18 protein-coding genes and 3 tRNA genes are annotated in these 26997 nt (G+C 38.3%); 13 read left to right on the top strand and 8 right to left on the bottom strand.

Annotated features, from left to right (window positions below; translation table 11 throughout):
- Positions 1-16: 16 nt before the first annotated feature.
- The 5 genes from dnaQ to OW492_RS05215 all read left to right on the top strand — a co-directional run bounded on the left by dnaQ (position 17) and on the right by OW492_RS05215 (position 2577).
- The gene (gene dnaQ / locus OW492_RS05235; protein ID WP_290038883.1) at positions 17-733 is read left to right on the top strand and encodes a DNA polymerase III subunit epsilon; all 717 of its coding nucleotides are present in this window, start codon (positions 17-19) and stop codon (positions 731-733) included.
- The gene (locus OW492_RS05230; RefSeq protein WP_290038882.1) at positions 724-2022 is read left to right on the top strand and encodes a hypothetical protein; all 1299 of its coding nucleotides are present in this window, start codon (positions 724-726) and stop codon (positions 2020-2022) included. Before dnaQ ends, OW492_RS05230 begins: the two co-directional genes overlap by 10 nt.
- A 144-nt stretch (positions 2023-2166) precedes the next feature.
- Positions 2167-2243 (top strand) — tRNA-Asp (locus tag OW492_RS05225).
- 75 nt (positions 2244-2318) lie between these two features.
- Positions 2319-2395: transfer RNA gene (locus OW492_RS05220), tRNA-Asp, on the top strand.
- 105 nt (positions 2396-2500) lie between these two features.
- Positions 2501-2577: transfer RNA gene (locus OW492_RS05215), tRNA-Asp, on the top strand.
- Positions 2578-2792: 215 nt separating this feature from the next.
- Here OW492_RS05215 and OW492_RS05210 read toward each other — a convergent pair.
- Positions 2793-3947, bottom strand: coding sequence for a PilT/PilU family type 4a pilus ATPase (locus OW492_RS05210; protein WP_290038881.1), 1155 nt, complete (start codon positions 3945-3947; stop codon positions 2793-2795).
- Between the two features lie 544 nt (positions 3948-4491).
- Here OW492_RS05210 and OW492_RS05205 point away from each other — a divergent pair.
- The 4 genes from OW492_RS05205 (at position 4492) to OW492_RS05190 (ending at position 9167) form a co-directional block, all read left to right on the top strand.
- On the top strand, positions 4492-4755 hold the full coding sequence (locus OW492_RS05205) for a DUF4212 domain-containing protein (protein ID WP_290038880.1): 264 nt from the start codon (positions 4492-4494) through the stop codon (positions 4753-4755).
- Between the two features lie 14 nt (positions 4756-4769).
- Entirely contained in the window at positions 4770-6488 is a 1719-nt protein-coding gene (locus OW492_RS05200) for a sodium:solute symporter family protein (protein WP_290038879.1), read from the top strand.
- Between the two features lie 139 nt (positions 6489-6627).
- Positions 6628-8472, top strand: a complete 1845-nt coding sequence (locus OW492_RS05195) for a DUF294 nucleotidyltransferase-like domain-containing protein (RefSeq protein WP_290038878.1) — start codon at positions 6628-6630, stop codon at positions 8470-8472.
- The gene (locus tag OW492_RS05190; protein WP_290038877.1) at positions 8472-9167 is read left to right on the top strand and encodes an exonuclease domain-containing protein; all 696 of its coding nucleotides are present in this window, start codon (positions 8472-8474) and stop codon (positions 9165-9167) included. Before OW492_RS05195 ends, OW492_RS05190 begins: the two co-directional genes overlap by 1 nt.
- Before the next feature lie 56 nt (positions 9168-9223).
- Here OW492_RS05190 and glnS read toward each other — a convergent pair whose 3' ends face one another.
- Positions 9224-10885, bottom strand: coding sequence for a glutamine--tRNA ligase (glnS, locus tag OW492_RS05185; RefSeq protein WP_290038876.1), 1662 nt, complete (start codon positions 10883-10885; stop codon positions 9224-9226).
- A gap of 219 nt (positions 10886-11104) precedes the next feature.
- Positions 11105-12571: an N-acetylglucosamine-specific PTS transporter subunit IIBC gene (gene nagE / locus OW492_RS05180; RefSeq protein ID WP_290038875.1), complete on the bottom strand. Its 1467-nt coding sequence runs from the start codon at positions 12569-12571 to the stop codon at positions 11105-11107.
- Positions 12572-12828: 257 nt separating this feature from the next.
- On the opposite strand from nagE, the gene nagB reads away from it, so the two are divergent.
- The 3 genes from nagB to OW492_RS05165 are packed head-to-tail and all read left to right on the top strand — an operon-like array spanning position 12829 to position 16051.
- Entirely contained in the window at positions 12829-13629 is an 801-nt protein-coding gene (nagB, locus tag OW492_RS05175) for a glucosamine-6-phosphate deaminase (RefSeq protein WP_290038874.1), read from the top strand.
- A gap of 24 nt (positions 13630-13653) precedes the next feature.
- Positions 13654-14790, top strand: coding sequence for an N-acetylglucosamine-6-phosphate deacetylase (gene nagA / locus OW492_RS05170; protein WP_290038873.1), 1137 nt, complete (start codon positions 13654-13656; stop codon positions 14788-14790).
- A 28-nt stretch (positions 14791-14818) separates the two neighbouring features.
- Positions 14819-16051, top strand: a complete 1233-nt coding sequence (locus OW492_RS05165; protein WP_290038872.1) for an ROK family transcriptional regulator — start codon at positions 14819-14821, stop codon at positions 16049-16051.
- 67 nt (positions 16052-16118) lie between these two features.
- Here OW492_RS05165 and clpB read toward each other — a convergent pair whose 3' ends face one another.
- The 3 genes from clpB to rluD form a co-directional block, all read right to left on the bottom strand.
- Positions 16119-18689, bottom strand: coding sequence for an ATP-dependent chaperone ClpB (gene clpB / locus OW492_RS05160; RefSeq protein ID WP_290038871.1), 2571 nt, complete (start codon positions 18687-18689; stop codon positions 16119-16121).
- A 314-nt stretch (positions 18690-19003) separates the two neighbouring features.
- Positions 19004-19747 carry a peptidoglycan editing factor PgeF gene (gene pgeF / locus OW492_RS05155; protein ID WP_290038870.1) on the bottom strand — a complete coding sequence of 248 codons (744 nt, stop codon included), beginning with the start codon at positions 19745-19747 and terminating at the stop codon, positions 19004-19006.
- Between the two features lie 8 nt (positions 19748-19755).
- Positions 19756-20739 carry a 23S rRNA pseudouridine(1911/1915/1917) synthase RluD gene (rluD, locus tag OW492_RS05150; RefSeq protein ID WP_290038869.1) on the bottom strand — a complete coding sequence of 328 codons (984 nt, stop codon included), beginning with the start codon at positions 20737-20739 and terminating at the stop codon, positions 19756-19758.
- 160 nt (positions 20740-20899) lie between these two features.
- On the opposite strand from rluD, the gene OW492_RS05145 reads away from it, so the two are divergent.
- Positions 20900-21691 carry an outer membrane protein assembly factor BamD gene (locus tag OW492_RS05145; protein WP_290038868.1) on the top strand — a complete coding sequence of 264 codons (792 nt, stop codon included), beginning with the start codon at positions 20900-20902 and terminating at the stop codon, positions 21689-21691.
- Positions 21692-21813: 122 nt separating this feature from the next.
- On the opposite strand, the gene glnB is transcribed toward OW492_RS05145, so the two are convergent.
- Positions 21814-22152, bottom strand: a complete 339-nt coding sequence (glnB, locus tag OW492_RS05140; RefSeq protein ID WP_113819966.1) for a nitrogen regulatory protein P-II — start codon at positions 22150-22152, stop codon at positions 21814-21816.
- A 360-nt stretch (positions 22153-22512) separates the two neighbouring features.
- Positions 22513-26994 (bottom strand): PilC/PilY family type IV pilus protein, encoded by a 4482-nt coding sequence (locus tag OW492_RS05135; protein ID WP_290038867.1) that lies wholly within the window; start codon positions 26992-26994, stop codon positions 22513-22515.
- Between the last annotated feature and the right edge of the window lie 3 nt (positions 26995-26997).

The raw sequence follows: 26997 nt of genomic DNA, 5'->3' as shown, positions 1-26997 counted from the left end.
ATAAATAGAGATGGCTATGAACACAAGTAAACTCACCCGACAAGTTGTATTAGATACTGAAACCACTGGTATGAACAAAGATGGCCAAATATACGTTGGTCATCGCATTATTGAAATCGGCTGTGTTGAAGTAATTAATCGTCGTTTAACAGGTCGGCATTATCATGTTTATATACAACCTGATATGTTAATTGATCCTGAGGCAATGGCAGTACACGGCATCACTGATGAATTTTTATATGATAAGCCACGATTTGCAGACATAGCAGATGAGTTTATCGATTTTATCAAAGGGGCAGACTTAGTTATTCATAATGCTCCCTTCGATGTTGGCTTTATGGATCAAGAGTTTCGTTTTTTAAATAAAAAGACACAACCCACTGCAGAAATATCAACGATTACCGATACATTAGAGATGGCTAAGAAAATGTTTCCTGGAAAGCGAAACAACTTAGATGTTTTATGTGACCGTTATGGTATCGATAACAAGCATCGTGTATTACACGGAGCATTATTAGATGCAGAGATCTTAGCGGATGTTTACCTGTTAATGTCAGGTGGCCAAAAAGATCTTAATTTAGCGAATAACGAATCAGGTAGTCATGATACAGGTCGCCGGATGCGCCAACATCGATCACCACTACCTGTTATTCATGCGAACCAAGAAGAGTTAACAGCGCATGAGTCTCGATTAGACTTAGTAGCTAAATCAGGGAATTGTTTATGGCGATAATCAATAGTAAATGGATAGTCTTTATATGCTTAGCGCTGTCATCGTTCAATGCAATGACACATACTATTTATGCGCCTAACGACATATCATTATTAGACAACCGTTTTAGAATAGATCCTAAAACAGAACAAGTTACTATTATATTAAATCATCCTGCACACCCTCAAAAGGTCGTACTGGTGAAACCTGATGGCAGTAAGTGGTTTTCTCAACGCCACCCAGAAAGCCAAGTCGCTTGGGTTAATAATCGTAACCAAGATATTATCACCATTCAGAACCCTACACCGGGACCTTGGCAGGCGATAGCCACGTTACATGGCGATAACCGCATCCAATTATTAAGCCCAGTAACCTTAAATGTTAAAAAATTACCGCTAAAAGTCTATCAAAAAGAGTATCTGACGACCTATGCTTCCTTAATGAATGAAGGCAAGGTCATGACAGAAAAAGACTTTTTGCGCAGCGCTCGACTTACAGTTTCCCTAGTAAATGATCAGCAGGACTTAATATCCCTTTATCAAGATAATGGAGAGTATTATGACTCACTGCCATTTGATGGGGAGCTAACAACACATATTTTCATGGATTTAGCACCGGGCCGTTACTTACTAAATGTTAAAACTAAAAATAATATATTTACTCGAGGTTATAATGCCGATGTAGTCGTTTTCCCGCAACCAGTGACCTATCATGTTGAGCAACTTGATCAAAAAAGTGATGATGCGAATTTTATTTTTAAAGTCGATTCATCAGAGATTGACCCTAAATCTGTGATTGTCGAAGGAATTATCAATAACACGACCTTAAATACACGCGAGCAGCTTTTAGTGCATTTTTCAGATGAAACAATCGCTCATGACACACTTTCGTTAAAAATCCCGCTCCCGCATACCTCATATACCTTTTCAGGAAGGGTTTTTGCCAACACGATTGATGGCCGAGAAGTTAACTTTTCCTTACCTGAATATAATTTTGAGCTCGCTAAACCAGAGCCTGTTATAGAAGAAGTAACAACACCTGTTGTTACCTCAAGCTCAACAGCAGAGACAATATCGGATGACACCCTAGAGCAAAACATTCAAGAGGAAAAAACAAGTAGCAGTTTTCAATATTTATGGATAATAGTATTAGCCCTGATCCTGTTAATCGCGATTAGTATTGCAGTCGTCCTTTTTGTACTAAAAAGAAAACAGAAGAAATTACTCTCAGAGGGTGACTTATCACTCAACACGCTTTCTTTAGATCAGCTAAAACCATTAGAAATAGATGAAAGTGAAGTTAAAAAATAAACGCTGTGGCGATAAAACGAGCAGTTAGACCTTTTACCTTGTAAATATTGTGTTTTTTTTGTTTTTCGTTATTGACTCAGTACATGCAACTCCGTATTATCTGCGCCTCAACGGAGTTGCATATTATGTAACGTTGATTTTGCTGGAGTGGTAGTTCAGTTGGTTAGAATACCGGCCTGTCACGCCGGGGGTCGCGGGTTCGAGTCCCGTCCACTCCGCCAACAGTATTATATAAAAGCTTATTGGTTTATTTCACCAATCATTTATATGAAAAGAAATAACTGTAACACACTCGTGGAGTGGTAGTTCAGTTGGTTAGAATACCGGCCTGTCACGCCGGGGGTCGCGGGTTCGAGTCCCGTCCACTCCGCCAACAGTGTGTTAAATCGTTATCACTACGATTAAAAGTGATTAAAATAAGCGGTCTGTCATGCCCTCAGTTAATACTGTCAAAAGACAAAACTGTTATACACTCGGAGGAGTGGTAGTTCAGTTGGTTAGAATACCGGCCTGTCACGCCGGGGGTCGCGGGTTCGAGTCCCGTCCACTCCGCCAACAGTGTATAAACGTTTACCTTTCAAAAAATTAATCCCCTATCTATATTTCATACTTCGCTCAGTTCTAATAACTTTATTAATCAATATTTTTTTCTATTAATTTATCTATGACTTAATTCATATATCAATTCATTTAAAATAACTTGAATAAAAATACATCAGACAATAAAAAAGCGCCGAAGCGCTTAATAACTCTATAGTCTAATTGAAATACTACGAATAAGTTAAGTCGTTAATGTCCCCTAGCTCTTTCGGCTCTAAACTTAAACTACTTTTACTTTTTGGCTTCACTTCCGGCTCTGCAAAACTGCCTTTATCAAGTTTAAACTTAAGTGCTAAGTTGGTAGGAGAGTCGGAGTTTTTAATCGCTTCTTGTTCGCTAATTAAACCTTCTTTCACCAAATCAAACAGAGCGCTATCAAAAGTTTGCATACCTAATTCTTTAGACTTTTCCATTACCTCTTTTAAGCTTTCGAAATGTCCACGCTTAATCATGTCTCGAATGGTTAATGTTCCCATCATCACTTCAATCGCAGCACAACGTTTGCCATCAATTGTGGGAATTAAACGTTGCGAAACAAAGGCTCTTAAATTATTACCTAGGTCCATTAACAACTGAGCACGTCTTTCCTCTGTAAAGAAGTTAATGATACGGTCAATCGCTTGGTTAGCATTATTGGCATGTAACGTAGAAAGCACTAGGTGCCCAGTCTCAGAAAAGGCTAATGCATGCTCCATAGTTTCTGTATCGCGTATTTCACCAATTAGAATAACGTCTGGTGCCTGTCTTAGGGTATTCTTAAGTGCGGCATGAAAGCTACGCGTATCAACGCCAACTTCTCTTTGGTTAATAATACTTTTTTTATGACGATGAACGAACTCAACAGGATCCTCGATAGTGACAATATGGCCGGATGAATTTTCATTGCGATGGTCAATTAAGGCTGCTAGTGAAGTCGATTTACCTGAACCAGTCGCTCCGACAAATAGTATCAAACCATTTTTAGCCATCACCACTTTTTTTAGTACTTCAGGTAATCTTAAGTCAGCAAACTTAGGAATGTTAATTTTAATGTTTCGCACGACGATTGACACGTCATTTCGCTGTTTAAAAATATTAACTCGAAATCGCCCTATTCCACCGATAGAAATCGCCAGATTCATTTCTAAGGTATGTTCAAACTCTTCAATTTGTTCTGGATCCATAATGTCGTAGGCTATCGCCTTAACATCACCTGGTTTAAAAGAAACATCACTTAAGGGAATTAACTCACCTTGAAATTTAGCTGAAGGAGGTGCTCCTGTGGCCAAATAAAGATCAGAACCATCTTGTTCTGATAATTGACTTAACATTGCATTAAATTCCATCACTGTACACCCACCTTAAATATTCCATTATTATATTTTTTTATATAGTAATAATTTACTACTAATAATGTCATGCTGCTATGTAAATGAGTATTAAATTACTAGTAAATGATAAGCCATTGACAAAATGTAAAAACAGCTAATAAATAGAATTTAAAATCACAAAAACAGCATAACTATTCACGATTACTTAACTTTTATACCTTTCTTAAAAAGTGATTTAGTTATTAAATCAATAAAATACTTTTTATTAATAAATAATCTTAGCTCACAAAAATAATTCAATAGATAACTATTGTGATTAACTGCTCACTTTTTATTCAAAAAAACATGATCTAGCTCTTCATCCCTCCATAGATAAACAAAAAAATTAACATACTATTAACAGCGATTTGACGAAATAGAAGATTTTTTCTTTAGCAATACAGTTAAGTGATTAAAAGTGAATGTTTATTTTTTTGACTTTAAAAGTGATTATTTTAAATACAAAATTTAACCTTTTTCTTGAAATCTCTTCTGACTAATAACATTAAGGAGAATAATAGTGAGTTTTGAAAATGAAGAAAAAGCAAAGGGGTATTGGGATGAAAACCTCAAACTAGTACTCAAACTCTTAGCAATTTGGGCTTTTGTCTCATTTGGCTGTGGTGTGTTATTCGTTGATATATTAAATGAATTCAGTTTTATGGGATTTAAATTAGGATTTTGGTTCGCCCAACAAGGTTCTATCTACGTTTTTTTACTCTTAATTTTTGTATATGTAAAAAAATCTAATGCGCTTGACCAAAAATATGGTGTTGACGAATAACAAGGAGTAACAAGATGGATGTTCAAACATTAACCTATATCGTGGTTGGCGTTACTTTTGCCCTTTATATCGGTATTGCAATTAAATCACGAGCAGGCTCAACCAAAGAATTTTATGTCGCAGGCGGAGGTGTTCCACCGGTTTTAAATGGCATGGCTACAGCTGCAGATTGGATGTCAGCCGCTTCCTTTATATCATTAGCAGGGATTGTCTCTTTCGTTGGTTATGATGGCAGTGTGTACATAATGGGTTGGACTGGCGGTTATGTATTACTTGCTTTATTAATGGTTCCTTACCTTCGTAAGTTTGGTAAATTTACCGTGCCAGATTTCATTGGTGACCGTTACTATTCACAATCAGCACGTACTGTTGCCGTTATCTGTGCAATCTTCATTAGTTTTACCTACATCGCAGGTCAAATGCGTGGTGTAGGCGTTGTATTTTCACGCTTCTTAGAAGTAGATGTTGATACTGGCGTGTATATTGGCATGTGTGTAGTTTTTTTCTATGCGGTTTTAGGTGGAATGAAAGGGATTACTTACACACAAGTCGCACAATACTGTGTGATGATTTTTGCTTTCATGGTACCCGCTGTTTTTCTTTCAATCATGATGACAGGCCATATTTTCCCTCAACTAGGTTTTGGTGCTGAATTACTCGATGCAACAGGAAATAGCTCAGGTATCTATCTGCTTGATAAACTTGATGGACTTTCTACAGAGTTGGGGTTTTCACAATATACCCAAGGCTCTAAAGATATGATTGATGTGCTATTTATTACTGGTGCATTAATGTTTGGTACCGCTGGCTTACCACATGTCATTGTACGTTTCTTTACCGTACCAAAAGTGAAAGATGCACGTAGTTCAGCGGGTTGGACATTATTGTTTATCGCAATTATGTACACCACCATCCCTGCTCTCGCTTCCTTCTCGCGTGTAAATATGATTCAGTCAATCAATGGTCCAGAAAGCCAAGGTGTACCGCATGCCGAAGCACCAATTTGGATTGAAAACTGGGAGAAAACAGGTTTAATCAAATGGGATGATAAAAATAATGACGGTAAAATGTTCTACTCAAATACAGAAACAAATGAGATGAATGTTGACCGCGATATCATAGTATTAGCAACACCAGAGATGGCAAACTTACCTGCATGGGTTATTGCGTTAATGGCTGCCGGTGGTCTGGCTGCTGCATTATCAACCTCAGCAGGTTTATTACTGGTTATTTCGACCTCTGTCTCCCATGATTTACTGAAAAAGAACTTAATGCCCAATATCTCCGATAAAAAGGAGCTAATGTATGCGCGGTTAGCATCGGCGGCCGGTATTATTATGGCAGGTTACTTTGGTATTAACCCTCCAGGCTTTGTAGCTGCGGTGGTCGCAATCGCCTTTGGTCTTGCAGCCTCTTCTTTATTCCCAGCGATTACTATGGGGATTTTCTCTAGAAAAATGAATAAAGAAGGTGCTATCGCAGGTATGCTAGCAGGTTTATTATTTACAACTGTTTACATTGTATATTTTAAATTTATTAACCCATCTGCGAATGTGTCTGATAACTGGTTATTTGGTATATCACCAGAAGGCATAGGTATGCTAGGTATGGTAGTTAACTTCGCAGTGGCTATTCTCGTCTGCAAAATGACAGCTCCAACTCCGCAAGCCGTAGTTGATATGGTCGAATCTATTCGTTTCCCTAAGGGAGCAGGTGAAGCACAAGATCATTAGGACAACCTCAATTTAAAGCGCTTCGGCGCTTTTTTTTTGCATCATTTTTTATTAAAAAAGCACATCAATAAAGCAATTAATACAGATGAATAAAAGGAAATATAACCTAAATACACTAACATGAGATAGATAGGTAAATATGGATAATAGTGAACTACAACCCATTTTTGACTTCATGCGCAAGTTAGCGCCCTTTGATACTTTGCAAGAACAAACCATTAAACAATGTTGTTCAACATTGACCATTGTTTACTACAGCAAAGCACAGAAATTAGTGCATGTAGATACCAATCAACCACAGCTTTATATTGTACGAACAGGAGCTTTTGAAGTTAGTACACAGCAAGGTGAATTAATTGACCGTATTGGTGAAGGGCAATTTTTTGGTTTCAGCGGCATGCTTTCTGGCGAGAAAGTAGTTAATCAAGTGCATATTTTAGAAGACGGTTTGGTTTATCACCTCCCCGCAAGTATGTTTGATCAATTGCGTGGTAGTTGCTATCAGTTTGATCGCTTTTTTAATCGTGCATTTGCAAAACGTTTACGCAATCAAAGCTCTCTAGATCGCAACGCGATTGACACTGCGCGTATCACTAACATTATGTCTAAAGAACTGACCACAATTGCCCCAGATGCAACTATTCATGATGCAGCTATGCTAATGTCAAATAAACGAGTTTCTTCATTAATTGTTGTGGATCAGAAACAACTATGCGGTATTTTAACTGACCGTGATTTACGCAGCCGAGTATTGGCTAAGGGGTTAGGAGGTAATTTATCAGTAGCTTCAGCAATGACCCAAGATCCAACGACAATTGAAAGCAACTCATTAATATTTGAAGCAATGTTAAAGATGAGTGAAAACAATATCCATCACTTACCTGTAATGAGTCATAACAAACCTATTGCAATCATCACTAGTACAGATTTAATTAGAAGCCAAAGCTCTCAACCTTTACTCTTAATTGGACAAATACAACGCCAACCCAACCTAGAATCATTAATTCAGGTGAGTCAAAAAATACCAGACTTATTATACAACTTGATCAGCAGTGATGCTAAAGCTAGTGAAATAGGACGTATATTAACATCGGTCACCGATGCCTTAACACGCCGATTAATTGCATTAAAACAGAAACAATTAGGACCAGAGCCAATGCGTTTTTGTTGGTTATCCTTTGGTTCGCAAGCCCGCCAAGATCAAATGGCAGGTTCAGACCAAGATAATGCACTAATATTAGAAAAAGAAACCACTGAACAAGAAGCCAAATATTTTAAACAGCTGTCAGAATATGTATGCTGCGCATTAAACGAATGTGGCTTTCCTTTTTGTCCCGGTAACATCATGGCACAAAACCCAGTATGGCAACTCACGCTACAACAATGGTTACAACAATTTTCTAAATGGATAAAAAGCCCAGACCCAACCGCGTTATTACATGCATCAATCTTCTTTGATATGCGCCCTATCTATGGTGAGATAAGTCTCTTCGATCAATTACAAACAAGCGTTTTAAAAGATACAAAAAATAATGATATTTTTATTGCTGCACTTAGTCAGAATGCCCTGCAATCAACACCACCATTAGGCTTCTTCCGTAGTTTTGTTATTGAGCGTGATGGTAGAGAAGTAAAAGGTATCGATCTTAAACATAAAGGCAATGCATTAATTAATGACATTATTAGAATATATGCACTCTCTGTAGGCATTGACGAGGTTAATACTAGTAAACGTATCGAAAGGCTTGTAACGCAGTCTGCAATTGATAAAGATATTGCAATGAACCTATTAGATGCCTGGGAGTTTATTGCACATAAACGTCTCACTAATCAAGGCCGCCAATTTAACCAAGCTCAAACAGTATCAAACTATATTTTACCCGATAGCCTCTCCTCTTTAGCAAGACACCAGCTAAAAGATGCATTTAAAGTGATTTATGAAGCCCAAAGTACTATAAAACTTAAATTCTTAAGGCAATTTTAATGTTTCAAAAATGGTGGTTAAACAATAAACTTAAGCGACTTATTAGTAATAATAAGTTAAACAAATCAACTCACCTACAAAGACATTATCAATACCTTTTCACACAATTAAACAAACCTGTTTCAGACATTAATTTTTTAGCATTAGATATTGAAATGACTGGATTAGATCATAAAAAAGATGAAATGGTCAGCATAGGTATTATTCCTATTATAAAAGGTCAAATACAACCTGGATATGCACAGTACAAGCTATTGAAAATTCAAGGAAGTGTTGGGCAAAGTGCAACGATTCATGGAGTACATGATAGAGACTTAACAACAGCTTTAGATACTTCAGAAGTAATAGAGTGGTTGTTACAACAATGCCAGGATAAAGTATTAGTCGCACACCATGCATTATTGGACATACAATTTATAGAGCACGCTCTGTTAAAACTAGGAATACCAGTCCATCAACTATTTGCGGTTGATACCTTACAGCTAGAAAAACAACGTATTTATCGAAAAAAACAATTCATAAAAAACGGAGAGTTAAGGTTAAATGCCTGCAGAGAACGTTACTACTTACCAATTTATTCAGCCCATAATGCATTAACTGATGCGCTTGCCTGTGCAGAACTGCTGCTAGCACAACTCAATAAAATGGGAGGGTTAGAACATATTAAACTGCAGGATATTCTTAGAAAGTATTAAAAACACAATAAAAAAAAGCCTGCTGAAAGCAGGCCTATTAAAAAAGTTAGTAAGCACTAACCAGCCCATGAATCTCGTAAGGCAACGGTACGGTTAAAGACAAGATGCTCGGCACTTGAGTCTTTATTATCGGCACAGAAGTAACCTTCACGTTCAAACTGATAAGCAACTTCAGGTTGCGCTTCAACAAGACTATTTTCAACAAAGCCATGCTTAACAACTAATGATTCTGGATATAATACTGTATGGATATCTTCAGCTGCTGCAGGGTTTTCTACTGTAAATAGACGATCATAAATACGGAACTCTGCAGGATGGTTAGAAGCAGCACTTACCCAATGGATAACACCTTTTGGCTTACGTCCATCTTCAGGGTTTTTACCTAATGTAGTAGGGTCATATGAACAGATAATTTCTGTAATATTGCCTTCCTCATCTTTAACCACTTCTTCTGCTTTGATCATATAAGCATTACGTAAACGAACTTCTTTGCCTAATACTAAGCGCTTGTATTTTTTATTAGCTTCTTCACGGAAATCCGCGGCATCAATATACAATTCACGAGAGAAAGGAATAGTTCGTGTTCCCATACTTTCATCTTTAGGATGAGCAGGTGCAATCAGTTGCTCTAACTTACCTTCTTCGTAGTTTGAGATAGTTACTTTAACGGGATCAATCACAGCCATAGCACGTGCACCGTTAGCTTCTAAGTTCTCACGTACACAAGCTTCCAAAGCAGCCAACTCTACCGTATTTTCTTGCTTGGTTACACCGATACGCTTAGCAAACTCTCGTAATGAAGCTGCAGGATAACCACGGCGACGCATACCAGAAATTGTTGGCATACGAGGGTCATCCCACCCGGTTACGATGTTTTCTTCAATTAGTGCGTTTAATTTACGTTTAGAAGTTAATGTGTACTGTAAGTTTAAACGTGAAAACTCAATCTGACGTGGTTTACATTCAATGCTGATATTAGCAAGTACCCAGTCGTACAATGGACGATGATCTTCAAACTCTAATGTACATAAACTGTGTGTAATGCCTTCGATAGCATCAGAAATACAATGGGTGAAATCGTACATTGGGTAGATACACCATTTGTCACCAGTTTGGTGATGGTGTGCAAAGCGAATACGGTAAATAACTGGGTCACGCATTTTCATATTTGGTGAAGCCATGTCGATTTTAGCACGTAACATCATCGTGCCTTCTTCAAACTCACCTGCTCTCATGCGATTAAACAGATCTAAACTTTCAGCGATAGGACGATCACGAAATGGGCTGTTTTTACCAGGAGAAGTCAACGTACCACGGTATTCACGAGTCTGCTCAGCGTTTAACTCACAAACGTAGGCTTTATCATTTTCAATTAACTCTACTGCATAATCAAAAAGCTGTTCAAAATAGTTTGAAGAATAACGAACATCACCTTGCCATTCAAAACCTAACCAAGACACATCTTTTTCAATTGCGGCAACATAATCTGCATCTTCTTTAACAGGGTTAGTATCGTCAAAGCGAAGATTACAGGCAGCATTAGGGTAATCAGATGCTAAACCAAAGTTTAAACAGATCGATTTTGCATGACCAATATGTAAGTATCCATTGGGCTCAGGTGGAAAACGTGTATGAATTGTCTGATGTTTACCACTCTCAAGATCGTTTTCAATAATAGTGCGTATAAAATTACTTGGGCGTGTTTCCAATTCGGACATTTTAACCTCTAAAAGACATGATTCATAAAAACAACAATCATCGTATATTCTTGGCTTAACCTCAAGTTAAATAATAGAAAATGCCTACTATCACCGCGATATCCTGTGGTTATATCAACCCCAATAAATAAGGGTCTTATAATTATTTATTTTCGGGCCATTTCCAGAAACAAAAAAGGCACGCAAAGCGTGCCTCAACAAGACAAGTAATAACGTTAACTATTTTAATAATTTCATGCGATTAGCAATACTTTCTGCTTGAGGGCCAATAATAACTTGTAGGTTCTTTTCACCTAGCTTGACCACTCCCATCGCCCCTAACTTTTTCAAATTAGCATCTTCAATAATATTACGGTCTTTTAAAGTTAACCTTAGGCGAGTAATACAAGCGTCAATCACTTCGATATTTTTTATGCCACCTAACGCCGCAATATAATCATTCGCTAATGCATCGCCATCTTTCGCTACACTTGATTTACTTTCTGCTGGTAGTTCTTCATCTGCTTCACGCCCCGGAGTTTTAAGATTTAACCATTTGATTAATCCTAAAAACACAAAATAATAGATAGCAAAGAAAGCCACACCTTGTACCAGTAGCATATACCACTGTTTAGCAAGTGGATTTTGCGAAGAAAGCACCATATCCACTAGACCAGCAGAGAAACCAAAGCCTGCAATCCATTCCATATTAGCGGCAATAAATACAGATATCCCAGTTAGTACTGCATGCACGACATACAATAATGGTGCAACAAACATAAAAGAGAACTCTAAAGGCTCAGTAACCCCAGTGAAGAAAGAAGCTAACGCAGCTGCTAACATGATAGAAGCCACTTTTTGTTTATGCTCACTACGTGCGGCAGTGTAAATTGCTAATGCAGCACCAGGTAAACCAAACATCATAATAGGGAAGAAACCAGCTTGATACATACCTACTGTCCCTAATGCCGTTTTCCCTTCAGCAGCAAACTGTATAATAGTTTCCTGACCAGCTAGGAAATTAGGAATATCATTAATACCCGCTACATCAAACCAAAACACTGAGTTTAATGCGTGATGTAAACCTACCGGGATAAGTAGTCGATTAAAGAAAGCGTAAATACCGGCACCAATATCCCCCATTCCAGAAATACTTTCACCGAAATGCTGTAAACCAGAAAAGATAATCGGCCAAATCGCCATTAAGATAAACGACACAATGATCATCACAACCGAGACCACAATCGGTACTAAACGACGACCAGAGAAAAACGCGAGCGCATTGTGTAATTCAACATCAGAAAATTTATTGTATAACTCAGCTGAAATGATACCAATAAGAATACCTACAAACTGATTTTCAATTTTCCCAAAGGCAGCATGTGCGACTTCACCAGTAATTTGCTCAACTGCGCCGGGCGACAGTAAAGTAGTGACCACTAACCAACCTACTAAACCAGATAAAGCAGCAGCACCGTCTTTGTCTTTAGACATGCCATAGGCAACACCAACAGCAAATAATAACGCCATGTTATCAATAACCGCAGCACCTGCTTTAATCAAGAAAGCAGCTAAGGGAGAATCGCCTCCCCAACCGTTAGGATCAATCCAATAACCAATCCCCATTAAAATAGCAGCCGCAGGTAATACCGCGACAGGCACCATTAACGCTCTTCCGACTTTTTGCATATATCCTAATATATTCACTGTAACGCTCCTTGATCACTCAACTTAATTCGCACTTATTATTATTTATTTTAATTACTAACAAATAACCTATAAAAATTTAAATATGTATCAAAAACAAGCTATGACTCTAAAGTTTTTCTAAATAGGCGCAAAGTATTTTGAAAGTTTATGTGACACAAATCACTTAAATTTACACTAGCATTATATTCAACAAGCTATTACAATCCACTTTATTCGCGATGAGAATTAATTGTTTTTAATATTTGGAGATTACCATGCGCTTAATCCCGCTTGAAAATGCATCACAGGTTGGACTTTGGTCTGCTCGATATATAGCTGATAAAATTAATCAGTTTCAACCAACACAGGATCGCCCTTTTGTTTTAGGCTTACCGACAGGCGGTACACCATTAACCACTTACAAACAATTGATTGCACTTTATCAAGCTGGAGAAGTAAGCTTTAAACATGTTGTCACTTTTAATATGGATGAATATGTTGGTTTACCGCGATCACATCCAGAAAGTTACTATAGCTTTATGTTTAATCACTTTTTTAACCATGTGGATATTCAAAAAGAAAACATTAATTTACTCGATGGGCAAGTAAACGACCTAAGTGAAGAATGCCAACGTTACGAACAGAAAATAAAAGCATACGGTAAGATTCATTTATTTATGGGTGGCATGGGAAATGATGGACATATTGCCTTCAATGAACCAGGTTCATCATTAGCTTCTCGCACTCGAGCAAAAACCTTAACAACTAATACGCGTTTAGCTAACTCCCGTTTTTTTGACAATGATATCAATCAAGTACCTAAAAAAGCATTAACCATAGGTGTTGCTACTTTATTAGATGCAGAAGAGATTTTAACGCTTGTCACTGGTCACGCTAAAGCGTTAGCATTGCATGCCGCCGTTGAAGGTCCTGTGAATCAACAATGGACAGTGAGTGCATTACAACTCCACCCTAAGGTAGTGGTTGTGTGTGACGCTGATGCCACCCTTGAACTCAAGGTTAAAACGCTTAATTATTTCACCGAAGTAGAAGCAGGCAATTTAGGTAATCTATAACCTATTTTAAAGGAGAAGTTAAACATGTATGCATTGGTTAATGGCATTATTTATAGCCCTGAATCAGTTCTAACTGATCACGCAGTGATTATTGAAGGGCAATTAATTAACGCGATTGTACCTGTTGCAGACCTGCCATCATCATTAGCGAAAATAGATCTACAGGGACAACACTTGAGCCCTGGTTTTATCGATTTACAACTTAATGGTTGTGGCGGAGTGATGTTTAATGGCTCTGAAAGTGAGCAAACACTATCAATAATGCATTCTGCAAACCTTAAGTCTGGCACAACAAGCTTTCTACCAACGTTTATTACAGATAGTGACCAAGGCATCGAAAAAGCCATGGCTGCGACGCGTCAATATATGCAAACCACCAGCAATCAAGTATTAGGTTTACATCTAGAAGGTCCCTATATCAGCCAAGAAAAAAAAGGGATCCACCCAGCTCAATGGATACGTCCTGCTGAAGCTGAAATGGTAGATCTAATTTGTAAAAATGCAGATATCGTAGCGCAGATTACTATCGCGCCAGAAAAAATGCCCCTTGAATTTATTAAACAATTGAGTGATGCCGGTATTGTTGTATCACTTGGTCACAGTAATGCGAATTACCAACAAGCAACTTTAGCGATTGAGCAAGGTGCTAGTTTTGCAACGCATCTATTTAATGCCATGTCTCCTATGACAGGAAGAGAACCAGGCATGGTTGGTGCTATTTACGATCACCAACTGTATGCGGGTATTATTGTTGATGGTTTCCATGTTGCTTACGAAAATATACGCATCTCCAAACGTTTGATGGGTGATAAACTTATCTTAGTGACCGATGCTACCGCACCAGCAGGCGCTGATATTGAACAGTTTGATTTTGTAGGTACAGAAGTGTATTACAAAGATGGTAAGTGTGTCGGTAAAGATGGTACTTTAGGTGGTTCAGCAGTCACTATGATCGAGTCCATTCAACAATGTGTTGAACATGTTGGTATTCCGTTAGATGAAGCCATTAGAATGGCTAGTTACTACCCTGCTAAAGCGATTGCAGTTGATCACAAGCTAGGCTCCATAACGGCCGGCAAGGTAGCTAATTTAACGATATTTGATCAACAATTTAATGTGACTGCCACCATTGTTAATGGATATCATCAACTTACAATTTAATGCATTGATATGTAAAGGAAGAGAATGAATGAATGTCGGGGATCAGGCAAACACACCAAACACTATCGTTAACCTTGATCAGGTAAAACAACTTAATAGTGCAACTATTTATAAAGTTATCGAACAGTATGCCCCTATTTCTCGTGTAAAAATAGCTAAAGTAAGTAGTCTGGCTCCTGCCAGTGTGACTAAAATAACCCGCCAGTTAATGGAAAACGGTTTAATCTCTGAAGTCGATTTACAAGCATCAACCGGAGGCCGACGTGCTATCTCTCTCGCTCCCAATGCCCACAACATTAATGTTATTGCAATCAAACTAGGAAAAAGCCTGTTATCTATTGCACATTATAAGTTATCTGGAGAAAAACTCCTGAGTAAACAAATCAATGTGCCAACGGTATCTGATAGCGCGGCTTTGATAGATTTTTTCATTTCTGAAATCGCTAAGTTTATAACTCAACCGACCTTAATCAATGAAAAAATATCAGCTATTTCTATGACCATCTCTGGTTTAGTTAACCCTAAAACAGGGGTTGTTATTTACCATTCAACTTCCCCGTTGCAAAACACTCCTTTAGTTAAAGAGATAGAACAGGCCTTTAATATCCCAACCTTTATTGGCAACCATACGCGTTGCTTAGCATTGGCAGAACATTACTTTGGTGCCACTCGACAGTGTCAGGACTCCATCTTAGTTAGCGTCCATCATGGTGTTGGTTCAGGTGTCATCATGGAAGGAAAAGTACTGTTAGGTAAAAGTTGTAATATTGGAGAGATTGGCCATATTCAAATCAATTCTCTAGGTAAACAATGTCATTGCGGCAATATTGGGTGTTTAGAAACAGAAGTAAGTGATAATGCCATCTTTGACAAAGTTAAAACAGCGATTGCGGCAGGTAGCCCTTCTTCGCTCAGTACTTCAGATTTTACTATTGACGATATCTACTTAGCAGCAACGAATAAAGATCCTTTATGCCAGGCAATAGTGCAACAAGCTGCCACCTATTTAGGCAAGAGTATTGCTATCTTAGTGAATCTATTAAGTCCGGAAAAGATTGTGATCACAGGTAAGATTATTTTATCCGGCAACTTAGTATTCGATACAATTAAACAATGTACTGATACTCAAACCCTACCTGATTTTCACCATCAACTATCAGTGATTCCCACTGAATTAACAGCAGACCTAACACTCGCGGCTTTTGCTTTAACCAAACAAGCCATTTATGAAGGCGATCTACTACAACGAATTAAAGTTTAAGGCTTTAAAACAAAAAACCTGAACAATAATGCTCAGGTTTTTAAATGGTCGCTTTTTTTTGAGCGAACTACTGCTCGACAAATACCAGTTGCCCATCTTTCACATCCACTAAAATAGGATGGCTAGTACTTAACTCACCGGATAAAATTTTCTGTGCTAAAGCATTTTCTAGTAGCTGCTGTATTGCACGTTTTAATGGTCGAGCACCATAAGCTGGGTCATAACCCGCTTCTACTAATAACTCAATAGACGCATCATTAAACATCAACTGGTACCCTTTTGCTTTCAAACGAGTTTGTAACGTATGAAGCTGAATCGTCGCAATCGATTTAATGTGTTTTTCACTTAATGGGTGAAATACCACTGTTTCATCGATACGATTTAAGAACTCAGGTTTAAAATGATTTCCTAAAATAGTTAATAACTGATTCTTAACATCATCATAAGCGGCTCGCGGAAACGCATTTTGTATCACTTCTGAGCCAATATTCGAGGTCATAATAATCACAGTATTACGGAAATCAACAGTACGTCCTTGACCATCAGTCAAACGTCCATCATCTAATACTTGTAACAAAATATTAAACACATCTGGATGCGCTTTCTCTATTTCGTCCAATAAAATGACAGAATAAGGTTTACGTCTTACTGCTTCGGTTAAATACCCACCTTCGTCATACCCCACATAACCAGGAGGTGCGCCTACTAAGCGAGATACCGCATGTTTCTCCATAAACTCTGACATATCGATACGCACCATATTATCAACACTATCAAAGAGGAAACTTGCTAATGCTTTACAAGACTCAGTTTTACCTACCCCCGTTGGACCTAAGAATAAAAATGAGCCTATCGGGCGATTTGGATCACTTAGTCCAGCGCGGCTTCGGCGAATAGCATTAGAAACAGCTTCAATCGCTTCATTTTGTCCAACCACTTGCGAATGTAAGTGTTTTTCCATTTTTAATAATTTATCACGCTCACCTTCGAGCATTTTAGACACAGGGATCCCAGTCCAATGCGCTAAGATATCCGCAATTTCATTCTCAGTCACAGAATGTTTTAGCAGTGTCATTTCTTGCATTTCAGCTTGAGAAGCAAGATCTAACTGCTTTTCTAAATCAGGAATACGACCATATTGCAATTCAGACATACGCGTTAAATCCGCAGCACGACTGGCGACCTCAAGGTCTAAACGAGCTTGTTCTAGGGCTTGTTTAATATTTTGAGTACCCGATAAGGCGGCTTTTTCAGTTTTCCATACTTCATCGAGTTCTTTATATTCTTTGCCTTTGCTTTTAAGAGTTTGATCTAAATCACTTAAACGTTGCAAACTTGCTTCATCTGTCGCATTTTGTAATGACTTTTGCTCTACGGTTAATTGAATTATTTTACGGCCTAATTTATCTAAATTCTCCGGCTTAGAGTCCATTTGTAAACGGATACTAGATGCAGCTTCATCAATTAAATCAATAGCTTTATCAGGTAATTGGCGGTCCGAAATATAACGATGTGACAAAGTCGCCGCCGCAACAATTGCCGGATCTGTTATTTGCACCTTATGATGTAGCTCATAACGCTCTTTCAAACCACGTAGAATAGCGATGGTATCTTCGACAGTAGGTTCATCAACTTGTACTTTCTGAAAACGACGCTCTAATGCCGCATCTTTCTCAATATACTGACGATATTCATCTAAGGTTGTTGCGCCTACACAATGTAATTCACCTCGGGCTAAAGCTGGTTTCAACATGTTACTAGCATCCATTGCACCATCGCCTTTACCTGCGCCGACCATGGTATGTAACTCATCAATGAATAGGATCACTTGCCCTTCTTCTTTAGCGAGTTCAGCTAATACACCTTTTAGGCGCTCTTCAAACTCACCTCGATATTTAGCCCCTGCAATTAGCGACCCCATATCCAATGATAGAACGCGTTTATTTTTTAAACCTTCAGGTACTTCACCATTAATAATTCGTTGGGCAAGCCCCTCTACAATTGCGGTTTTACCTACACCTGGTTCACCAATGATCACTGGATTATTTTTAGTACGACGTTGTAATACCTGCACCATACGGCGCACTTCATCATCACGACCAATCACAGGATCTAGTTTACCTGCTGCGGCGCGTTCAGTAAGGTCGATAGTATATTTATCTAATACTTTTTCAGGGCCATCGATATCATCGACATGCTGACCTTGACGAATTTTCTTTAAAGACTCTTCGACTTTTTGCTTCGTCAGACCTAACTCATTGAGTACTTTTCCTAATTCACCTTTATCTTCGCACACTGCCACTAAAAACAGTTCAGAAGAGATGAATTTATCTTTTGCTTTTTGAGCATATTTATCACATAGGTTGAAGGTAATACCCAGCTGACTTGATAGCTGCACATCCCCACCGATGCCAGATACTTTAGGTAATTTATCGAGCATAGTTGATAGTTGTGAGCGCAGTAGATTTATATTAATTTCAAGATCAGACAAGATACCGCGGATTGCTCCACCGTCTTGATTTAACATGGCTAACAGAACATGCGTGGCCTCAATATATTGATGGTCACGACCTAGTGCAATAGACTGAGCATCAGCTAATGCTAATTGAAATTTACTGGTTAATTTATCTAAACGCATCTTAATTCTCCCAACAAAGATTACTCTTTATAAATGGGTATAAAGATTATAAATTCAAGGTCGTTCCAATTATATTAAATGAGTAATGCAAATTTTGCGTAGGAAAGAGGATTTCATTCACGGCGTAATGTGAGTTAACCAGTTGTTATATTTATGAAAATAACAACAATAAGATAAGTTATTTTAACCAGAAAAATAGATCAATTAATTAGCATGATTGGTATAAATTAAAAATAAATTGTGCAATTAACAAGCGCCAATTGCCTCTTATTTAATCAGCACAACGTTAATCAAGGAAAGAAAAGGCGTTAGGGTTAACCTAAATAGATAAATGTTGCTAAGCGCCCTGTTTGACCATCTCGGCGGTAGGAATAAAATAAACTTGAGTCACTGTAAGTGCATAATGGCGTGGCGCTAATATTAATGCCAGCAAAAGAGGTTAAACGCAGTCTTGCTAAAGCGTGTAAATCAGCAAACCATTTGCTAGGAGAGCCTGCAATGAAAGCGTGTGCAGCTAATGGATTATGTTCCACAAATAAGCAACGCACTTCATCACCAACCTCAAAAGCATCAGGACCAATACAAGGACCTAACCACACGAGTAATTGTTGACTAGGTATTTCCAGTTCTTTACAAATATCAGTGATGCTATTTTCGATGATGCCGTCATATAAACCACGCCAGCCTGCATGTATTGCAGCAACGAAGGAGCCTTGTTTATCAGTGACTAATACAGGCAAACAGTCCGCAGTCATCACCACACATGTGCGTTGTGGTGAGGTTGTCCAACTCGCATCAGCGTCAATACCTTGCTCAGTTGAAGGGAATACCTTTATTAATCTATTACTGTGGGTTTGATTTAACCAACAAAAGTCGCCAGCACCCTGTGCTTGCTCACTCAGTAATCGGCGGTTAGTCATAACCGCTTGTGGATCATCTTGTACATGTAAACCTAAGTTCAACCCCGTGTACTGTTGCTCACTCACTCCACCTAAACGAGTGGTAGAGTAAGCATGTATATGAGCAGGAGCATCCCAATTAGGTTTAATTAATTGCATAGCAGGACTTAATAGTCTTGAGTTTGATTTTCATGTGCAATGGCATCAGCACGTAACGCAGCAGCTAACACTTTAAAATCTTCTGGTGGTTCTGCATGCCACTCCATCTCTTCACCTGTAATAGGGTGATCTAAACGAAGCATAGTTGCGTGTAGCGCTTGACGTCTAAAGCCACGTAGTGCATTACTTAACTCTTCTGAAGCACCTTTTGGTGGACGAGGTCGGCCTCCGTAGACAGGATCACCTGCTAACACATGGCTAATAGACATCATGTGTACACGGATTTGGTGAGTACGGCCTGTTTCTAAGCGTAAACGTAAGCGCGTATGAGCACGGTATTTTTCTGAAATACGATAGTGCGTGATCGCTTCTTTACCGGCAGTATGATTGACAGCCATTTTAGTACGATGTACTTTATCTCGACCAATCGGTGCATCTACTTTACCACCAGCCGTAAAACAACCTGTTGCAATAGCATCATATTCACGCGTCATTTGGCGTGCTTGTAAACTAGTAACTAAATGCGTTTGAGCAGGTACGGTTTTAGCAACCACCATTAATCCCGATGTTTCTTTATCTAGACGATGCACAATACCGGCGCGTGGTACTTCAGCAATACTTGGATAATGATATAACAGTGCATTTAACAATGTACCACTCGCATTACCTGCACCAGGGTGAACAACTAACCCAGCAGGTTTGTTTATCACTAGAATATCTTCATCTTCATAAACAATGTCGATTTCAATTTTTTGCGCAACAAAAGTAACTTCATCTTTTAATTCTGCATTAACGTCTATGACTTGCCCTGTAAATACTTTTTCACGAGGAGTGGATGAGACCGCGCCATCGATTTTTACCAAACCGGCTAAAATCCACTCTTTGATACGAGAGCGTGAATAGTCAGGAAAAAGTGCTGCAACCGCTTGGTCTAATCGAAGTCCTAACTGTTCATCTGTTACTTCTGCAGTTAGGTGTATTGCTTGGCTCATAATGTTCTCTTCTTATAATATTGCGCTGTAATAATGTATTTTTTAAACAGTATATCGTTTAACAACCTAATCTTGTCACATTTTGTCTTTTTTTACTTTTATTTCGTTCAACGATAGCTGATACTGTTACTTTTTAATATTGGCCGACATTATAACACTTATGAATAAAATCCTTAGACTAATAACGACCAGTTTTTTTATTGCCATTTTTATTTCGGGCTGTTCATCGAAAAAAAATACTAAACCCAAAGTAGCTGATAAACCGCCAGTGGCATTATATCAAGATGCATCTAATGCATTGGAATCAGCTAACTTTGAAAAAGCCGCTGAAATTTTAGAAGCCCTAGATAGCCGCTACCCATTTGGCCCTCACTCAGAGCAAGTACAATTAGATCTTATTTATGCTTACTATAAACAAGGTGACATGGCGCTTGCACTGGCAAACATAGACAAATTTATCCGTTTAAACCCAACCCATAAAGATTTGGATTATGTATATTACATGCGTGGTTTAACCAATCTAACCGTTGATGAACAATTTTTCCAAAACCTATTTGGTGTCGATCGTTTCAACCGAGATCAAAGTTACTCACAACGTGCTTTTAAAGATTTTAATCGTATTTTAAAAAGCTACCCAGATAGTGAATACGCTAAAGATGCACGTCAACGTATGGTTTACTTAAAAGACCGTGTAGCAAGATATGAAGTGGCTGTTGCTGAATGGTACATCAAACGTGAAGCTTATATTGCTGCCATCAATCGAAGTAAAATAGTACTTAATAACTATCCTGATACAGAATCAGTAAAAGATGCGTTAGAGATTATGATAGAAGCTTACGAAGAGTTAGGTTTAGAAGAGCCGAAGAAAAATGCATTGGCTATTTTAGCGTTAAATTACCCTGATAATAAGATAGTAAAACGCGGTGGAAGCCTGAAACTATTTGACTGGTAATATCCTTCGTTAGTATATAAATAAAAAGGAGAACATAGTTCTCCTTTTTTGATCCGTTCACTAAATATTTAAAACAATTACATTATAAAAATGTATTTATAATGATCTAATTGCGATAAAAATTAAACAGCTTCACCATCTTCTTCACCAGTACGAATACGAATAACGCGCTCTACTGAAGTTACAAAGATTTTACCGTCACCAATCTTACCTGTTTGAGCTGTTTTCATTATCGCTTCAATACAACGCTCGACATACTCTTTCTTTACCACCAACTCGATTTTTACTTTTGGTAGAAAGTCGACCATATACTCAGCCCCACGATATAGTTCAGTGTGGCCTTTTTGACGACCAAAGCCTTTTACTTCTGATACTGTCATACCTGTAATATCGATGTCTGCTAGTGCTTCACGTACATCATCCATTTTAAATGGCTTAATAATCGCTTCAATTTTTTTCATAATAAACTCTTAAGGTTAATTTCAACACTATCACTCAGGATAGTTTGTCATTTTAAATGCAATATCTAAGGGAAATTAACAAGCATACTACACTATTCATAATTCAATAAAAAACAAACTTTCTAAGAGTGAGGGTTAAATACGTAGAAAATGTGATCTATTTTGAAATGAATTATACAAGCTGTTTTTGGGGAGCCTTTTCAGGCATTAATAATAATATAAGCCATATTATTAGAACATAATAGTTACTTGATAATCTTGAAAACTACTTATTTATCCAAAATAATAATGATTAAAAAAGGGGGGACAAATTTTTCAATTTGCCCCCCCTTTTTAATGGTTCGCTAAGAAAACCATGATTTAATACAGCTGGCGCCAGCTTATTGGTCCAGTAATATTTAAATCATCATCAAAACAAGTTTGTTCGTTAGTACTTAAGGTAATACATGTTAACCCCTCTGCACTTTCAAACACTGTTATCTCCTCAGTAGTTCCATCTTCATTAGTGATGGTTTCAGTTGAAGTTGTCACTGAAGCAACTGAAGTTAAACCTGTTGCTACACCATCAATATAAGTATTTGAACTATCTTCAGGAATCTCTTCAGATTCATCTACTGTTGTAGATGGATCATCTTCAACTTCAGTCCCTGTATCCCATGTTTGTCCGGTATAAAGATTTAATTCCATATACCAACCACTACCACCCGCAACACAAGGGTCAGTCCCTGGTATTAGCGTTACAAAACTGACCTTGGTACCTAAGATAGTACTAGCAACCACTTGGCGTTCACCATAGTTATTAGTATTACCATCCTCAGTATTCACTAAATCAATATAGAAACCACTAATATTATCCCAATCTAATGAATTGCTAGACAACAGACGGTTAGTACTACTTTCTTTAGTAATTGATTGTTTCTGTAAATTGCTAAAGCCAGAAGCTGAACGTGATGCAGTGACCACGGTACTACCTAGTTTATCCTCGACCACATAAAAACTTTGTGTAGCCTGATCATCAGTGGACGTATCGTCTGATTCAACATATTTCCCTGTACCAAAGGCAACTAATACACCTTCACCATCAGGATGACGAACAACAGATGGACGACTAGTAATAGGCTGAGACATATATTCAACACCATCTAATGTTGGACTGACAGCAGTGAATAAAGGAGCGCCGTTAGTTTTCTTAATTCCCCAGTCGGATGTATCTGAACTTGAAATATCAAATACCCACATATTACCGAATAAGTCACCTGAATAAATATAATCAGCAATACCATCACTGTCATTATCAACCAATAAGGGCTGTGCTAGTGCATTTGGTCTACCTTCGCCCGTTGGGTCAGTTTGAGCGCCAACAGTTAATTTTTTAATTAAACTACCATCAGACAAATCTGCAATATAAATGGCGCCATCATCATCTGAAGAGTTATAACCATTGGCAAAAACAACACTTGCAGTACCATTTGCTAATTCAACAATAGTTGGCTCAGAAATACTTAGTCCCAACCCTTCAAAACCATCAGTATCAGTGGTAATTTCCCACTTCATCATATCCGTTGAAGGGGTACCGATGTCAGAAACATCAATTGCGTAAAGTCCTTTATAACCAAGCCCTAAACGACCTACTAAGGTAGTTCTTGCAACGGATGTTGATACACCATCGATATCAATATCAATCATATCATTATCATCAGAGTAGGCATTAATGCCACCGTCTACTGAATATTCATGAATGTAAGCAGAATCAACAATATTACCAAGAGCGTCATACACACCACTTGGAATATAAGCGACTAACTCCTCTCCATCATCAGCATCAACAATATGTACCATGCCGTCATTGGCTGCAAAGGCAACAACCTCTGTCCCAACAGTATGACCTTTCGAAGTTGAAACATAATAAGGGCTAGAATTAATAACATCCCCCATAATGCTGCTGCGCTCTCTAAAGCCATCTAACGTAGTTGTCACTTCGTTATCTCGCTCACCGCGAATATAATTAACGACATTGGTTAGGTAAGCGAGTTTCTCTGTAGTCGAGCCTGTTGTATCACCCAATAGGCTAAGTAATTGGCTATCGGTAAAGACGCTGGTTAATGAACTAAGATCTGCCGATATGATACTTGTCAGTAAATTATTTAATACTGATTCGCTGATCGCATCGGTACTAAACTCAAATACATTACCTTGGCCACCTAAATATAACGCTTCATTACTGCGTGTATAAATTAGACGGTCATCAGGAGACATTGCATCCAATTGCGTTGCTGCACTCCAAGTTGCACTACTTGTATAGTCTCCAACAGAATTCACTTTATAAGCATTAACATCACCATTCCATGTTTCTTCTTCAAAAGATGATTGGTAAGCCAATGAGCCACTAGTTAATAAATTAGAAGAGAAAGTAACCGATGATCCCGTCAATACTCCGTCATAAGCTAAATCAAATGCAGCGGCTAATTGATCTTTTAACTCACCAGCATTAGTTACAGGGAAGTAGTTATCCGGATCACCATCAGCACCACCATCATCTGCACCACTTGTATCCCATTCACTATCAAGGTTAGGGGTTCCATCGCCATCTGCGTCATTAAAGCCGCCCCATTTTGCAGCATACCAAAGTGGTGAAGGTAAGAATTCAGCAGCATGATCATCACTAGGGAAGAAGTTACGAGTCGCTTGTAAACCTAATTCAGTCTCACTTCCGCTCTCTTTACGACTCTCAAATACTGTACTATCAGGCGTATCTAGATAATATTCAATATCTGCACCACTTACATCTTTAACTTCTAAGTACATACCATCATTAGTGGTACCAGAAATAATATAACCAGCATGTTGATCAACACCACCAGCGGCATAAGTTGAGTCTAAGGATATTTGTACACCTTTACCTGTTTCTACACATTGATTACCGCTGTACTCTTTACAAAGTCCATCTAACACTTCATATGAATATTTTACAATCATATCCATATCATGATCGGCCCCTTGTTCAACATCTTCATAGTTGATACGGAACACGCCGGTTGTATCGGTTATCGATTCAATATACCAGTCAACAATAGTATTCGTTGGTTGAAAATCGCCCTCATCATCAGATATGTTATTCCCCCAACCGACCGATTTTGCGAAAGGCACTATTTTAATAATCTCACCATCAACATCCACTTCAATCTCAGGTAAAGTAGAAGCTAATGCAACAACCATAGTGGTTACTTTTTGATCTTCGTCTTTAGTTAGATGAATATCATTATTATGGCCATAATAAGCGACAGCTGCAGAACTATAACTACCTTTTTTAGTTGGTTCTGCCGGAGCAAGACCACGAACAGAGCCTAAACCAGAAATGTCTTTTGCAGTAGGTGCCCCATCGTTGTCTGAGCCTGATTGCCCAATGAAAAATTGCCCAGACGTTTTTCCTTCTGAATTTGAAATTGTAGACAATAATGAAGTAACACTGAAACCTGGTAATGTAGTGCCATCGTATGTTTCATCATTATTACTTGAACTCGTAAATTGACTGTATGCACCAGGAAGCTGGTCAGAGTCATAGGATGGATTAATGTCACTAATCAATAACACATTTGGATTTGCACACGTACCACGGCCATCATAAGGGTCATCCCAATCAGGACTGGTTAAACCAACTTCTTCATCATAACCACCTGATGTCGAATAGCTTGGGCTTGCAGATTCCGCACCTGAGAAGTAACGCATCGCTTCGTAAAGCATTTCACCAGCAGGGTTTCCCCACGAAGCACACTGTCCGTCTGAAATAGCACCATCAACGACCCATCCACAATTTGTAGCATAAGTTTTATTACTATATTTAAAACCATGTACTCTTAATTTATCAATGGTTGCCACAATACCATCTTCAGTAGAAGTGTATTGCCCAGTTTCATCATCTACTTCTGCAGAAAATTCACTAATTGCTTGACGCAATACACCACCAGAAAGGTTCTTATTATAACTACCAGTTAGTAAACCAAATAGCATTTGGTCACTTTCTCCGTAATCGTGTAATAGCCCAGTTGGTTTATAATACCCGCTCGGATACAAATCACAATTAGTGCCCTCTGTAAAACCATCAACACATGCTTCTACTCTAACAACATAATCATCGCCACTTGCATTAAGAACAGGTCGCTCAGTTGATGCCCAACTCCAGACTCCCCAGTCATCGCTAGAATAGCTAACATTTTCACGTACACGTAAGATAGGGTCTTCGCCTAAACCAGTGTAAGTCACTGTACCGAAGAAATGCTGCTTACCTGAGTTGGGAATAGAATAAGGTGTATAATCTGATATATCATAACCATCCACTGCTACTGATGTATAAGATTTTGCCCAACTATGTGCATCTTGAGGAATAAATACACGTTCTAAAACAGTTGTATCTTCGTCATCCGTACTACGCGTTCCGCCGTAAAGTACTTTACGTAACACATCCATACGCGTCATAGTTAAATAATTAAGAAAGTTACCACTCCAACGATTACTGTTTGAACAAGTGGATTCAATTGTTTTAGGTTGGAATCTGGATTTTCCGCTTCTGTATTTATAACAAGCCGTAGAATCAAAATAACCTTCATAGGTATAATCTGGCTTAAAGGTAGTATCAAGCTCTCCATCACCATCAAGGTCAGACGCATCATTATAAGCCTCATAAAATAAGGTATGGTCTCGCCCCATAGTAAGCATCATCATGGGTGCTTCTGAAGTTCCTGTATAAAGCGGTTTAGTGGCAAGGTCAAGATCTGCCGCATTGACAGTTATTGACAGTAAGCAACCTGTTGTTAATGACACTGTCCTTAGTAATTTTTTTCCCACAAT

This window comes from Psychromonas sp. 14N.309.X.WAT.B.A12, from assembly GCF_030397575.1.
In the GTDB taxonomy this organism is placed as follows: Bacteria; Pseudomonadota; Gammaproteobacteria; order Enterobacterales; family Psychromonadaceae; genus Psychromonas.
This window is presented reverse-complemented; position numbering and strand designations above follow the sequence as displayed.